The organism is Rhodoligotrophos sp. CJ14 (assembly GCF_038811545.1).
Classification (GTDB): domain Bacteria; phylum Pseudomonadota; class Alphaproteobacteria; order Rhizobiales; family Im1; genus Rhodoligotrophos; species Rhodoligotrophos ferricapiens.
In genome coordinates, this window is the sequence record NZ_CP133319.1 from 2,407,462 (window position 1) to 2,421,869 (window position 14,408).

11 protein-coding genes are annotated in these 14,408 nt (G+C 61.8%); 5 read left to right on the plus strand and 6 right to left on the minus strand.

What is annotated here, in order from left to right:
• Positions 1-11: 11 nt before the first annotated feature.
• Together RCF49_RS11225 and RCF49_RS11230 are read right to left on the minus strand one after the other, a co-directional pair.
• The gene (locus RCF49_RS11225) at positions 12-2,402 is read right to left on the minus strand and encodes a xanthine dehydrogenase family protein molybdopterin-binding subunit (protein WP_342639970.1); all 2,391 of its coding nucleotides are present in this window, start codon (positions 2,400-2,402) and stop codon (positions 12-14) included.
• A gap of 26 nt (positions 2,403-2,428) precedes the next feature.
• Positions 2,429-3,124: a GntR family transcriptional regulator gene (locus RCF49_RS11230; protein ID WP_342639971.1), complete on the minus strand. Its 696-nt coding sequence runs from the start codon at positions 3,122-3,124 to the stop codon at positions 2,429-2,431.
• Between the two features lie 213 nt (positions 3,125-3,337).
• Here RCF49_RS11230 and RCF49_RS11235 point away from each other — a divergent pair, with 213 nt between their 5' ends.
• From RCF49_RS11235 to RCF49_RS11255, 5 genes are read left to right on the plus strand one after another with little or no spacing between them, the layout of a single operon-like run.
• Positions 3,338-4,453, plus strand: a complete 1,116-nt coding sequence (locus RCF49_RS11235) for an ABC transporter substrate-binding protein (protein ID WP_342639972.1) — start codon at positions 3,338-3,340, stop codon at positions 4,451-4,453.
• A 51-nt stretch (positions 4,454-4,504) separates the two neighbouring features.
• Positions 4,505-6,133, plus strand: a complete 1,629-nt coding sequence (locus RCF49_RS11240; RefSeq protein WP_342639973.1) for an amidohydrolase — start codon at positions 4,505-4,507, stop codon at positions 6,131-6,133.
• Positions 6,130-6,981: an ABC transporter permease gene (locus RCF49_RS11245; RefSeq protein WP_342639974.1), complete on the plus strand. Its 852-nt coding sequence runs from the start codon at positions 6,130-6,132 to the stop codon at positions 6,979-6,981. The genes RCF49_RS11240 and RCF49_RS11245 overlap by 4 nt, the downstream gene beginning before the upstream one ends.
• Positions 6,981-7,778, plus strand: coding sequence for an ABC transporter permease (locus RCF49_RS11250; RefSeq protein WP_342639975.1), 798 nt, complete (start codon positions 6,981-6,983; stop codon positions 7,776-7,778). The genes RCF49_RS11245 and RCF49_RS11250 overlap by 1 nt, the downstream gene beginning before the upstream one ends.
• A gap of 9 nt (positions 7,779-7,787) precedes the next feature.
• Positions 7,788-8,885 carry an ABC transporter ATP-binding protein gene (locus tag RCF49_RS11255; RefSeq protein WP_342639976.1) on the plus strand — a complete coding sequence of 366 codons (1,098 nt, stop codon included), beginning with the start codon at positions 7,788-7,790 and terminating at the stop codon, positions 8,883-8,885.
• A gap of 16 nt (positions 8,886-8,901) precedes the next feature.
• On the opposite strand, the gene RCF49_RS11260 is transcribed toward RCF49_RS11255, so the two are convergent.
• From RCF49_RS11260 to RCF49_RS11275, 4 genes are all read right to left on the minus strand, one after another.
• Entirely contained in the window at positions 8,902-10,029 is a 1,128-nt protein-coding gene (locus RCF49_RS11260) for an ABC transporter ATP-binding protein (RefSeq protein ID WP_342639977.1), read from the minus strand.
• A 32-nt stretch (positions 10,030-10,061) separates the two neighbouring features.
• Entirely contained in the window at positions 10,062-11,825 is a 1,764-nt protein-coding gene (locus tag RCF49_RS11265) for an ABC transporter permease (RefSeq protein ID WP_342639978.1), read from the minus strand.
• Positions 11,826-11,848: 23 nt separating this feature from the next.
• Complete coding sequence (locus RCF49_RS11270; protein WP_342639979.1) at positions 11,849-12,883, minus strand: ABC transporter substrate-binding protein; 1,035 nt, start codon at positions 12,881-12,883, stop codon at positions 11,849-11,851.
• Positions 12,884-13,145: 262 nt separating this feature from the next.
• Positions 13,146-14,387: a CaiB/BaiF CoA transferase family protein gene (locus RCF49_RS11275; RefSeq protein ID WP_342639980.1), complete on the minus strand. Its 1,242-nt coding sequence runs from the start codon at positions 14,385-14,387 to the stop codon at positions 13,146-13,148.
• Positions 14,388-14,408: the final 21 nt, after the last annotated feature.

Sequence of the window (14,408 nt, forward strand, 5' to 3'; positions counted from 1 at the left end):
CTTCCCGGCCGCTATCGGGTGATCTCTCGTGCGCTGGCGATCGCGGCCCAGATCCTCATCGGCGAGAGCGGCATCTCGATCGCGGACACACCGATGGGGCGCAGGGCATCCAGCGCCGCATTCACAATGGCCGGCGGCAGCCCGACCGTGCCGACCTCGGCACAGCCCTTTGCCTTGAGGGGGTTGTGCTCACACGGGGTGGCATGAGTCATGACCGTGAAGCTGGGCAGGTCATCCGCGCGCGGCAGGGCGTAATCCTGCAACGATGCCGTCAGCAATTGCCCGGCATCGTCGAAAACACATTGCTCCGTGACCGCCTGCCCGAAGCCCTGCGCAAGCCCGCCGTGGATCTGGCCTTCAACCACCATGGGATTGATGATGTGGCCGATATCATCGACGGCGACGATCTGGATGATCGTCAGCTTGCCCGTCTCGGGATCGATCTCCACCTCACAGACATGGCAGCCCCCGGGAAATGTCCAGTTCTCGGGGTCATAGGCACCGGTTTCATCCAGCCCCGGCTCCAATTCTTGCGGATAATCGCGCAGATGATATGCGGCGGCCGCGACCTCCTTGAATGTCACTGAGCGGTTTGTTCCGACGATCCTGAAGGCACCATCTGCAAAGCGCACATCCTCCACCGAAGCTTCCATCATATGGGCTGCGATCTTGCGCGCCTTCAGCTCGATTTTGTCCAGGGCCTTCAGGATGGCCGAGCCGCCGATGACCAGCGAGCGGGAGGCCGCGGTTCCGCGGCCGAACGGAATACGATCCGTATCCCCCTGAACCACACGGACCGCTTCGAAAGGAACGCCCAACCGCTCGGAGACAATCTGAGCGAAGGTCGTCTCATGGGCCTGGCCATGACTATGCACCCCGCTGAACACGGTGACCGATCCACCCGGATTGACCCGCACCTGTGCCACTTCCGACCGGCCGCCCCGCGCCCCCAGCTGCCCTGCCACAGCGGAGGGAATCCCGCCGGCGATCTCCACATAGGTGGAAAGACCGATGCCGCGCAGCATGCCCCGGCTGGCGGCCTCCGCGCGCCTTTGCGCAAACCCGTTCCAGTCGCAGGCTTTCAATGCGAGATCGAGCGTCGCCTCGTGATCTCCGGAATCGTAGGTCAGCCCCAGGGGCGTGGCATAGGGAAAGCTCTCGCGGCCTATGAGATTGCGCCGCCTCAGTTCCACCCGATCGATGCCCAGTTCATGCGCCGCCTGATCGACCAGCCGCTCGAGCACATAGGTCGCCTCGGGCCGGCCCGCGCCGCGATAGGCGTCGATCCGGCAGGTATTCGTGAACACCAGCTGCACATTGCAATAGATCGCCGGCAGCCGGTAAACGCCGGACAGCAGCGGTGCGTAGTAAAAAGTCGGTATGGCGCTGCCACCCAGCGACAGGTGAGCGCCAACATTGGCCAAGGTCTTCACCCTCAGGCCGATGAACCGGCCTTCGCTGTCAATGGCGAGCTCGGCGATGGTCTGATGATCGCGCCCATGCACATCGGTGAGAAACGCTTCCGTTCTGTCGGATGTCCATCTGACGGGACCTCCCACCCGTGATGCGGCCCAGCACAGGCAGACCTCTTCGGGATAAACGGGAATCTTGCCGCCAAAGCCTCCGCCCACATCGGGCGAAATCACCCTGACATCGGCCTCGCTCATCCCAAGGACATTGCTGATGATGCTGCGCACCGTATGCGGGTTCTGACTGGTCGTATGCAGGGTGAGAAACCCGCTGCCGCGATCGAATTGCGCAATTGCTGCCCGCGGCTCCATCGGCACCGGCGCAAGGCGATTGTTGGAGAGCGCCATGCGGGTGACATGGTGCGCACGCTCCATGGCGCTTGCTACGGCATCCGCATCGCCAATCTCCCAATCGCAGCAGAGATTATCCGCAAGATTGTCCCAGACCCGGGGGGCGTCCGGCTGCACTGCTTGAGCAGCATCGGCCACTGCATCCAGCACGTCATAGTCCACGTGGATGGCATCGAGCGCATCCTGCGCCGCCATGGCGGTCTCGGCAATGACCACCGCCAGCGGCTCTCCCACATGGCGAACCTTGTCGACCGCAAGGGCATAATGCGGCGGCTCGGCCATCGGGCGGCCCGATCTGTCCTTGAGCAGCCAACCGCAGGGCAACGACCCGATACCGGCCGTTGTCATATCCTGCCCGGTGAACACGGCAATGACGCCCGGGAAAGCACGCGCTTCGCTCGTGTCTATGGCGCGTATTCGGGCATGGGCATAGGGCGAGCGCAGGAAGCGGGCATGCGCGGCACCGGGCACGACATGATCGTCAACATAATGGCCCGCACCGCTGACGAAGCGCACATCTTCCTTGCGATGAACGGATCGGCCGACAAGCACGCCCGGCTCAGGTTGGTTGAGATCGGTCAAGATGATATCCAAGGCTCGAAATCGGTTTAGGCATTCACGAGCTCGGCAGTGATGACCGCCTTCGTGAACTCCTCCACATCGGTGAGGAAGCGCTTTGCGGCCTCGACCGCCCTTGCCTCGTCACCATCCGCAATCGCCTCGATTGCCGCAGAATGGGACAGGGCGATCGAGACATTCGTGGTCTCGAGATGAGTGAAGAAGAACCGGCGCGAATGCGCGTAAATCGGCGCGAGCGCTGCAGCAAGATAGGGATTGCGTGCGGCTTCGATCGCAAGGTCCTTGAAGCGGCGGTCGACATCCATCAGCCAGAGCTTGTCGCGCTGCTCGCCCGAAGCGCGCATATCCGCGGCCAAGCGCCGGAACTCGGCTCTTTGCTCCGGTGCCGCGCGACGGGCAGCCCTGCTTGCCAGAACGATTTCGAGCTCACGCCGCACTTCGAGCACCAGCAGCTGGCTGCGAAAGTCCATCCGACTGACGAACACTCCCGCCCTGGGCTGGATCTCCACCAGGTGATTGGCTTTCAGCTTTTGCAATGCCTCGCGGATGGGCGTGCGGCCAATGCCCAGAGCTTGCGCCAGCATTTGCTCGGAGAGACGCGTGTCCGGCGAAAGCTTGCCCAGGATGATCATCTCTTCCAGGCGCGCATAAGCCTCATTTGCCATGGTCGGTGCCTTGAGGCGCTTCCGCTCGCCCGAACCTTGTCTGGTTTTGCTTTTGGACACGACCGCTCCGTGCGCCGATGCCGATTGATCACGCATCAAACTAACATGTCAGTTTTCACGCTGCTAGATCCACAATCATCGTTATCGGCGAGAAGAACACAGATTGACAACAGTGACGAAATGCCCTCACAATTCCATCTGATATGTCAGTTTGCGCTTCAGAACAGAAGCGGAGCGGTATCACCTCGTGAGGGAGGGGAGGGAGTTCTGCCGATGACGGACAATAATGGGTATCTGCGCGACGCATTTTCGATTGCGGCTGAACGGGTCAAGAAAGGCACGTTGAACCGTCGCGAGCTTTTGCATCTGAGCGCGCTGCTCGGGGCCACAGCGCTCGTGGGAGGGACGGAGCACGCACGTGCCGCGGCAAAGGAAATCGTTTTCGCCATGTGGGGTGGCGATGCGGAGCAAGCCTATCAGGCCGCATGGGGTGAGCCATTTACTGCGAAGACGGGCATCCCCGTGGTCATGGACGGGACCGGGCCTACCGCAGGTCGCGTCCGTGCCATGGTGGAATCGGGCAACGTCACCTGGGATATTGTCGATGGCGGGGTCGGCACCCAGGCCGCGCTCGGTGCAGCCAAGGCCGCTCAGGAAATCGACTACGAGATCGTCGATCGCAAGAAGACATTGCCGGGCACTGATTACCGCTGGGGGGCGACAGTCTTCGTCTATGGCAACGTCTTGACCTATGACACCAAGGCCTTCGGTGGCAAACTTCCGAAGACCTGGGCCGACTTCTGGGACGTGGAGCAGTTCCCGGGTAAGCGGGTCATGTACAAATACATGGCGGGCACCCTGGAAGCGGCGCTGATGGCCGATGGTGTCCCGATTGACCAGCTCTATCCGCTCGACATCGACCGCGCGATGAAAAAGCTCGAGCAGCTCAAGCCGCATCTCATTCTTTGGGACACCGGCGCGAGCAGCCAGCAGGTCTTCCGCGACGGCGAGGTGGTTATGGGCCAGATCTGGCACACCCGCGCCAACCTGCTCAAACAGGAATCGGATGGGCGCTTCGACTTCACATTCAACCAGGGTTTCCTCCAGCCGGGCGTCATGTCCGTTCCGGTGAACAATCCCGCCGGCACGAAGACCGCGATGGAGTTCCTGGCCTCCATGCAGGATCCGAAATCTCAGGTGAAGCTTCTGGAGCTGCTTGGCAACGGCCCCGCCAATCCCGAGGCCGAGGGTACATACAGCCCCGAGCTCGCGGCCGTGAACCCCGGCGCTCCGGAAAACCGCAAGCTCATGGTGCTGCAGAATGCCGATTGGTACGGTGAGCATATCGTCCCCGTCACCAAGCGCTTTCTGGATCTGATGGCCTCCTGACCAGAGGCCATCCCACTCGTCTTGCCCGGCATTCTCCTCAAAGCTGCAGCGATGGCTATGCACCCAGCCGAACTGATCATCCGCAACGCAAAGATTGCGACCATGTCCGATGCACAGCCTTTCGTGCAGGCCGTGGCAGTCCGGGATGGGCGCATTCTGGCCGTCGGGCGTGACGACGAAATCGGCCCCTGGCGCGGACCACAAACGGAGATCATCGACGCTCAGGGCAAGACGGTGCTGCCGGGCTTTATCGAAAGCCATTGCCACGCCGACATTTACGGCGCGCGTATTCACCGCTGGGCAGATTTCAGCTGGCCCAATGTCAGGTCCAAGGAAGAAGTCCTGGCCCGGATCGTCGAGGCTACGGCGACGCTGCCGAAAGAGGCCTGGTTCGTCGGCTTTCGCTATGATGACATGAAGCTGGGAGGCTTCCCGACCATCGATGAGCTCGATCGCGCAGGCAATGGCCATCCGGTTTTCATTTATCGTACCGACCACCACAACGGTGTGGTGAACACGGCAGCCTTCGAGCGCTCCGGCCTCGCCAAGCTCTCGGAAGATCCGCCGTTCGGCCGGATTGATCGCGATCCGGCCACAGGCAAGCCCACCGGCCTCGTGCGGGAGAATGCCGCCTACGTGGTCGTCGACGAGCTCAGCAAGGATTACACCGCCGAGGACTTTCGCAAGGGCCTCCGCCAGGTCTTCGCCGAATTCCTCAGCTATGGGATCACCTCGCTTCACAACTCCCTGACCCAGTCCAATGGCATCCGCGCTTACCAGGATATGCGTGCGGCCGGTGAGCTGCCGATCCGCATCGGCATTATGGTGAGCGGCAAGGAAGCGGGACTCGTTGAATCCTATATCCGCGCCGGCATCCGCTCAGGCTTCGGTGATGAGTGGATCCGCATTCTTGGGGTTGAATGGTGCCCGGACTGCTCCACCACCGGACGGACGGCCGCCTATTACGAGCCCTATATCGGCCCGAAGGCGCTCGGCGAGCCCGAGCATAATACCGGCATGCTGCTCTATTCGAGCGAGGATTTCCGCCAGAAGGTGATGGAGGCGACAGCGGCGGGCCTTGCCGTTTTTGCCGATGGCGTTGGTGACCGCGGCATCGACTATGTCCTCGATGCCTTCGAGGCCGCGCTCGCTGTCCACCCCAATGCCGACAGCCGCATGCGCGTCGAGCACAGCTGCTGCGCCACGCCGGAAATCCGCGAGCGGATGAAAAAGCTGAATGTCATCCCGTCTTCCGCAGCCGGATTTCTCTACGATCTCGGCGATGGCTATATCAGGGTGCGCGGCGAAGCTGCCATGAAGAACATGTGGCCGCATCGCTCCTGGAAGGAAATGGGCGTGATCGCTCCAGCTCATTCCGACGCGCCCATCTGCCATCCAAATCCGTTGCGCGGCGTCTATTCGCTGGTGACCCGCAAGACCGATACCGGCCAGCTGCTCGGCAAAGAAGAGGCGGTCGATCTCTGGGAAGCCCTGAAGTCCTATACGATCTACGGCGCCTATGCCGGCCGCGAGGAGGCCATTAAGGGCTCGATCGAGCCCGGCAAACTCGCCGACTTCGTCATCCTCGAAGAGGATATCTTCACGGTCGACCCCGAGCGCATTCCCCACATCAAGGTGAACCGCACCATCGTCCACGGGCAGACGGCCTTTTCGGCATGATCAGCGGGCTTGATCAGCGGGCGCGCATCGCGCTGCTCATGATTGCCCCCGCCGTCCTGCTGGTGCTGCTGCTCTACATCGTTCCGCTCCTGCGCATTCTGAGCCTCAGCTTCACCGAAGCCCCGGGCGGGTTTGCCAATTACGAGCAGCTCTTCACCTCTCCGGCCATTGGCCGTGTGATCGGCACGACCTTGCGCATTTGTGTGGTTACGACGCTCGTCACCCTGATCCTGTCCTACCTCATGGCCTGCGCGCTGACCCTTGTCAGCGAGCGCATGCGCCCCGTCATGCTGGCCTGTATTCTCCTACCCCTTTGGCTTTCGGTGCTGATCCGCGCTTTCGCCTGGGTGACGGTCCTGCGCAGCAACGGGGTCCTGAACAGTGCCCTCCTCGCATCGGGTTTGATCGATTCGCCTATCCCTCTGGTGCGCAATGAATTGGGCGTCATCATCGGCATGATCCATTACATGCTGCCCTTCGGCATTCTCCCGCTCTATGCCAGCATGCGCACCATTGATATGCGCGTGCTGCACGCGGCCCGCAGCTTGGGCGCCGATGGCCTCACTGTCTTTCGCCGTGTCTTCTTCCCGCTGACCATTCCCGGCCTGTTGTCAGCCTTCATCCTGATTTTCGTCTTTTCGCTCGGGTTCTATATAACGCCGGCCATTCTCGGCGGCGGCCGCGTGCTGATGATCGCGGAATATATCAGCGTGCAGGTACACGAGACGCTGGAATGGGGCATCGCCACTATGCTTGCCACCGTCCTGCTTCTCTCTGTTTTCGCCGTCATTTTCACTGTCGGTCGCTTTGCCGACTGGGAAAGCATCGTGGGCAAGGGGGACGAGTGATGGACGCCGCCGCCGGTCCCCCACGCGCAAGCAGACTCGTCATCATCACCTTTGGCTGGCTCGGGGTCGTCTTCTTGCTCGCGCCGCTTATCGTCGTATTTCCGGTATCGCTGACGCCCGAGCGCTACCTTTCGATGCCGGCTGACGGCATTTCGTTTCAGCACTATGCAAAGCTTCTGAGCGACCCGCGCTGGTCGCAAAGCATCCTCACGAGCCTCTGGATCGCCATCCTCACCACCATCGCGGCAACGGCCCTCGGCACACTCTGCGCCATCGGCCTTTGGCGCCTGAATGCGCGGATAACACAGTATCTGCGCGTTCTGCTCTTCGCCCCCCTGATCATCCCACCGATCGTCCACGCCCTCGCCTTCTACCGCACCTGGATCGACCTCAACTGGCTCGACACCATCACGGGCGTCGTCATTGCCCATACGATCCTCTGCATTCCGCTCGTGCTGATCACGGTCTCCACATCCCTTAGCGGCTTTGATCGGCGGATAGAGCAGGCGGCGCGAAGCCTCGGGGCCTCGAACTGGACGGTTCTGCGCCGGGTTATCGCCCCAAACATCATGCCAGGCATCTTTGCGGGGGCCGCCTTCTCCTTCGTCACGTCCTGGGATGAGGTGATCAGCGTCATTTTCCTCACCAGCCGGGCAGTGGTGACGCTGCCAATCGTGATCTGGAACAGCTTGTCGGAGCGGGTCGACCCGGCCGTGGCGGCTGTCTCGGCGGCAATGATATTGGTGACCATGGCTGTGGTCGCCCTTCGCCTGGCCGCCAGCAGCAGGAAGATCTGAGGAAGCGTCGTGACGAAGGAAAACGCGGACTACCTGGTCATTGATCGCCTGCACAAACATTACGGGCAGGTTAGAGCGATCGATGACATGTCGCTGAGCATACCGCGCGGTGAATTCCTCACGCTGCTCGGCCCATCGGGATCGGGCAAGACGACCCTGCTCATGGCCATCGCCGGCTTTGTCAAGCCGACCTCGGGCACCATCCGACTGCAGAATGAAGACATCACGGGCTTGCCCCCGGAGAAGCGCGACCTCGGCGTGGTCTTCCAAGGTTACGCCCTGTTTCCGCACATGACGGTGGCGGAGAATGTCGCCTTTCCCCTCGAGGTGCGCCGGATACCCAAGGCTGAGGCGAATCGGCTTGTCGAAGCCAGCCTCGAGACTGTCCAGCTCACCCAATTCGCCTCGCGCAAGCCTGCCCAGCTCTCTGGTGGTCAGCAGCAGCGTGTTGCTCTTGCAAGGGCTCTGGTCTTCTCCCCGCCGCTCATTCTGCTCGATGAACCCTTGAGCGCGCTCGACCGCCAATTGCGCAGCCAGCTGCAGGATGAGTTGAAGCAGCTTCATCGCCGCCTCGGTGTCAGCGTCGTCAACGTGACCCACGATCAGGATGAGGCGCTATCCATGTCCACCCTGATCGCGGTGATCAATCACGGAAAGATCATTCAGCTCGGCACGCCCACCGAGATTTATGAGCGGCCGCAGACGGAATTCGTCGCCACATTTCTCGGGCGCAGCAACATCATCGAGGCGGAGGTGTTGGCAAGGGATGCGACCGGTCGCACAACCTTGCGCGCTGGCGGCCACACCTTCTCCGGCCTCGCGCACGACAATTGCTCGGTCGGCAGCAGGGTTCCGGTCAGCTTGCGGCCGGAGAAACTCAGGATTTCCGACCCCACGAAAGGCTCCGACGGTGTGCGCGGCACAATCCAGGATGTGACCTATCACGGCAGCATGATTCAGATGCTTGTGACCACTGACCTGGGAACGCTTCGGGTCGAGGAGCAACCCTGGGCGATCGAGATTTCACCCGCCGCTGGCGCATCCGTCTCGGTCTCCTGGCCCGAAGGAACGGCCGTAACCGTCACACGGGACAGCCCCGCGACCTGACGCCTGCTATCGGCACCTATGACACGGCAGCCATTTGGGCAGGGTCGATGCCAAGCCACACATCGGCGCCCACATCGACCACCTCATTGGGCAAGGCGCTCAGCTTCAATTGCAGGCGGCCATCGTTGACGTCAGCCACGTAGTCCCACGTTTCCCCCAAATAGGTGCGCTGGGCGATCCGGGCGGGCACCAGGCATTCCCCATCCGTCCGGCCGGAAGACGGCATGCTTTGATAGAGCGCGATGCTTTGCGGCCGCAGCGAGAACAGCGTCGTCTTGGCGAGATTGCGACCTTGCTCGGGGAAACGCACTCGGGGCATGGAGAAGCCTTCGAACACCACCTGCTCGGCACTGCATTCGCCGCTGACCAGGTTGGTTCGCCCGATGAAGCCCGCGACGAAACGGGTCCGCGGCCGGTTATAGAGCTCGTAAGGCGGAGCGACCTGTTCTATCCGCCCCTTGTTCATGACCGCGATCCGGTCGGACGCAACCATGGCCTCCCCCTGGTCATGGGTCACATAGACGGTGGTGAACCGGAATGTGTCGTGCAGGCGGCGGATCTCGAAACGCATTTCCTCACGCAATGTGGCGTCGAGATTTGACAACGGCTCATCCAGCAACAAGACCCGCGGCTGGATGACCATGGCGCGCGCGAGCGCGACGCGCTGCTGCTGGCCACCGGAAAGCTCGCCGGGATAGCGGTCGGCAAGCTCGGCCATCTTCACCACCTCCAGCATCTCGCGCACCCTTGCATCCCGGGTGGCGCGGTCGAGATGGCGAAGCTTCAGGCCGAAGGCCACATTCTCCGCAACCGTCATGTTCGGCCAGATCGCATAGCTCTGGAAGATCATTGACATTTGCCGCCGTTCTGGTGGCACCACCGCATTCGGCCCCGAGATCACCTGACCGCCCATCTCGATATGACCGGCGGTCGGCGTGAGGAACCCCGCGATCATCCGCAGCATCGTTGTCTTCCCGCATCCCGAAGGCCCGAGCAGCGAGACGAGCTCACCGGGCGCAATGTCGAGGGATACGCCATCGACCGCCCGGACGGTGCCGAAAGCGCAGGAGAGATCACGCAATCTGAGCATGGCCTGCGGCGAGGCAATCGTCTCGGCGGTTGCGGGATGCTGTTGAACTGTCATATCAGGCGCCTGATCTCGTTGCTCGCGAGGGGTCATGACCGCTTCAGGAGGACGTCGCGGCCGAGAAGCTTGTAGCTGACCAGAACCACGCCGATGGTTGCCAGCAACAGAAACAGGCCGAGTGCCGCGAGCGCCTCGAAATTGCCGTCCTCGCTGAGGTCGAGCAGCATGACCGACAGGACCCGCGTATTCGGCGCGATGAGAAAGATTGCGGTGCTCAGCTCGCGCATGGCCGGGATGAACACCAGGATCCAGCAGCCTGCGAGATTCTTTTTCAGAAGCGGAACGATCACGCTCCACAAGGCCTGCAGGCGGCTGCCGCCGAGAATGCGAACCGCCTCCTCCATCTCCGGATTGATGCTGCGCAGCGAGGCGCCGCAATTGGAATAGGCGATCGGCAGGAAGCGGGCGGTAAAGGCCAGAATGAGAATGAGCCCAGTGCCGTAGAGCGAAAGCGGCGGTGTGGTATAGGCGGTATAAAAGCCGATCGCCAAGACGATGCCCGGGATGACGAAAGGCGTCGTGCAGAGCAGGGTCAGCAGGCCCCGGAACGGGACCAGCCGACGATTGACCATATAGGCAATCCCCAGCCCCAGGATCACCGCCAATGTCGCGGCGCCGGCCGAGTAGAGGAAGGTATTCGCGATGCTCTCGCGCACATTCTGGTGCTCAAAGAAGACATAGCGGAAATTGCCGAGGGTAAAATTATCCCACGACAACCCGCGGCCCCACGCCCTGCTGAACGCGGCCTGTGCCAATGCGGCAAAGGGCAGGATCACCGCCAGCGCGCAGACCAGCATCGCGTAGCCCAGCAGAACCCAGCGGAAAGGGCCGGTGCAGATCAGACGCCGGCCGGAGGTCTTACCCGTGAGCGCCACATACCCTTTGCGGCCGAGAATGAACCGTTGCAAGCCGAACAGCAGGCAGGTGATGCCGATCAACGGAATGGAATAGGCGGCTGCCGCCTCGACACGCACCGGAAACTCGAAATATTGCCAAAGCTGCAGCGTCATCACATTGATGCGCGCCGGCAGAGCGATGATCGCCGGCGTGCCGAACAAGGCCACCGTGTCGAGGAAGGTAATGATCGCACCCGCCAAGATCGCGGGAACGACGAGCGGCAGGGTAACCTTGAATGTGGTTCGCCACATGCCGGCACCGAGGATGTTCGCCGCATCCTCCATCTCCGATGAGAGCAAATCCAGCGCATCCGAGGCGAAGACGAAAATATAGGGAAAGGCATAGAGGGCCGTCACGAAGATCAGCCCGCTGAGGCTGTAGATGTTCAGGATGCCCGTATTGCTGCCGGTGAGCCCCATCCAGATGCTGTTGAGCCACCCGGCATTGGGGCCGGCCAGCAGAATCCAGCCGACCGCACCGAGATAGGATGGGGTGATGAACGCCCCCAGAATGAGCGCCCGCACCAGACCCTTGGCGGGCATGTCCGTGCGCGAGATCGCCCAGGCGATCGGTATGGCCAGTAGCGCGGCAACAAGCGTTACGCCGATGCCGTAGAGTATCGAATTGATGAGTGCGCGCAGCGCCCGCACGCTGCCATAGGCTATCGCGTAATTCTCAAAAGTGAGCGCGCCCGTATCTGTCGACTGGAAGCTGGACACCAGCAGCCGAATGATCGGATTGGCGACGAGCACCAGCAGAATGCCGATGAGGAAGATGCCGACCAGGCCCGTGGGCGAGAAGAGGCGCTGCGCGTAGCCGCCGACCGTGGTGGAGGCGAGCGGAACCGGGGCATCGGCAGCACGCGCGCGTCTTGCCTGCGATCGTATTGACACCATGCCCCGCCTCCCCGTGCGATCGCTCACATGCCGAACGTATCGCGCCACTTTTCCTTGTTTTCGGGAAGGTTCTTCGCAATCTCCTCAGGCGATGGGGTCATCACCTTGACATCGGCGAGCGACTTGCCGCCAGCCGGCGGCGGCACATCGGCGCGAAGCGACTGCTGGAAACCGGCCGTTGCGATTTTTGCGACCTCGGGGCTCAGCAGAAAGTTCATGAAAAGCTTCGCCGCATTAGGGCTTTTCGACCCCTTGATGATGGCAGACGGCATCCGCACCACGACCGCTCCGTCTTCCGGATAGACCACCGCGACGGGGTTTCCCTTGGCAGCGCTCTGCAAAGCGGTACCCGGATCACCCATGGCCACCACGCGCTCGCCGGAATTGAGCAGGGTCACCGCATCATCGATTGACCGGCCGATCTGAGGATTGAGCGGCTCGAGCTTCTCGAAGAATTCCCAGCCGTAGCGATCGGCCATGGCCACGGTCCACACGCCGACCATGCCGCTGTAATTGGGATCGCCGAACGTGACCTTGTCGGTCCATTTCGGATCCGCCAGATCGGTCCAGTTCTTCGGCGCCTCCGCCTCCTTAACCTTCGCATTGTTATAGAGGATGGCGATCAGGCCCACGAGGGTGGTATGATAGTACCCATCCGGATCGATGCCGCGAAATGCAGCAATGATCTGCGCCTCGTTCTCCGGAACATATTTCTCCAGGGCATTCATTTCCTTCAGCTGCCGGTAGTGGCTGACATCCGTGGAGCTGAAGACATCGGCCTGGCTCTGCCCCGCCTTCAGATCGAGCAGCAGCCGCTGGAATGAGACCTGTGCGGTCGCCTTGATGCCATTGACCTTGATGCCCGGATATTTCTCGGTGAATGCCGCCCCGATCTGAGCGGTCATGTTCTGATCGTAATGTGCGGTGTACCAGGTGAGCTCACCCTCCTGTTTTGCCGCCTCATAGAGCTGCTTTTCTTGGTCGCTTTGTGCCGCGGCCATCGACGCCGTCGCGACGAGCACGCTCGTCACGATACCCACCAGGAAACCGCATCTCATCTTGTTGCTCCCCTGTTTCGAGGTCTTCTTGGAAGACCAAGCACCCACATTCAGCGGCGGCCTGCCCGACAAGGGGAAGAACACCGCAGGGTTTCTCGGGCCAGCCTGGCTAGGGCCAGCCACTCATTTGTCCGGCGCGGCGCTTGCACGGCATCTCCAAAGGAGGATGCGCAGTATTCTTGGGTTGGTCCGCATTGCTCGGTTATTATTCTGTAATTATAAAATCACAATCCTCAGCCCCTCACAAGACGCTTGCCCGCCTTTAGGCTGCATCGCTCGGCAGCAAGTCGCTCGCCGCCGCTCCGCTGTCGAGCAATCGGGCAATCTCATCATCCCCATAGCCATATTCACGCAGCACCTCCCGCGTATGCTCGCCTAGGCATGGGGCTGCCCGCGCTACGGTGACGGGCGTATCGGAGAACTTCACGGGAAAGCCGATCGTCCGCACGGCACCGCGCCTGGAATGCTGAACTATCGGGACCATGTCCCGCGCGATCACTTGCGGATCGCGATGCATTTCCGGCACGCGGAGAATCGGGCCTGCGGGCACCCCAGCCGCTTCGAAAGCCGCCAACCACTCTGCCGCCGTCTTCTGCTGGAACAACGGCTCGAGACACGCATCGAGCGCGTCCTTATTGGCCATGCGATCGGTGTTGGTGCGAAAGCGGGGATCTTCAGCCAGTTCGGGAGCACCAAGAATGGCCACCATCCGCCGCCAGTTTGGCTCGCTCGCCGCCCCGATATTGATCCATTCGTCCGCGGTCCGATAGGCTTGGTAGGGCGCGCTCAAGGGGTGCGCCGAACCAAGCGCGCCAGGGCAGTCGCCCGTCGCGAAGGTGATGGCCGAATGCCAATAGGTGAAGGTCACCCCCGCCTCGAGGAGAGAGGCATCGACCAGCTGGCCCCTGCCGGTATTCTGCCGCGCATAAAGGGCTGCGACCACGCCCATCGTCGCCAGAATGCCTGCGCTGATATCGGTGATCGGCGGCCCGACCTTCACCGGCGGCCGTCCTGGTCCTTCGCCGGTTATGCTCATGAGCCCGCTCATGCCCTGAGCGATCAGATCAAACCCGCCACGTTCGGCATAAGGACCGGTCCGGCCGAAACCGGAAATCGAGCAATAGATGAGCCGTGGAAACTCGCGGCTCAAATCGTCCCAGCCCAGGCCGAGCTTCGCCATCGTATCATGGCGGTAATTCTCGATCAGCACATCGGCTGTCGCGAGCAGACGGCGAAGCACCGCGCGGCCCTCTTCCGTCTTGAGGTTCAGCGCAATGCCTCGCTTGTTGCGATTCATCATCATGAAGGCGTGACTATCCGGATCGCCCGCCTCGTTGGGCATGGTGTCGCGACGGGTGTCGTCGCCGCCTTGCACCCGCTCGACCTTGATGACGTCAGCCCCCATATCCGCGAGCATGCGCCCGCAGGTTGGGCCGGCCATCACATGGGCGAGTTCGATCACCGTCACCCCACGAAGGGGTCCACTCGCAGCGTCCTTGGTCACGTCTCACCTTCCGAATTCTGC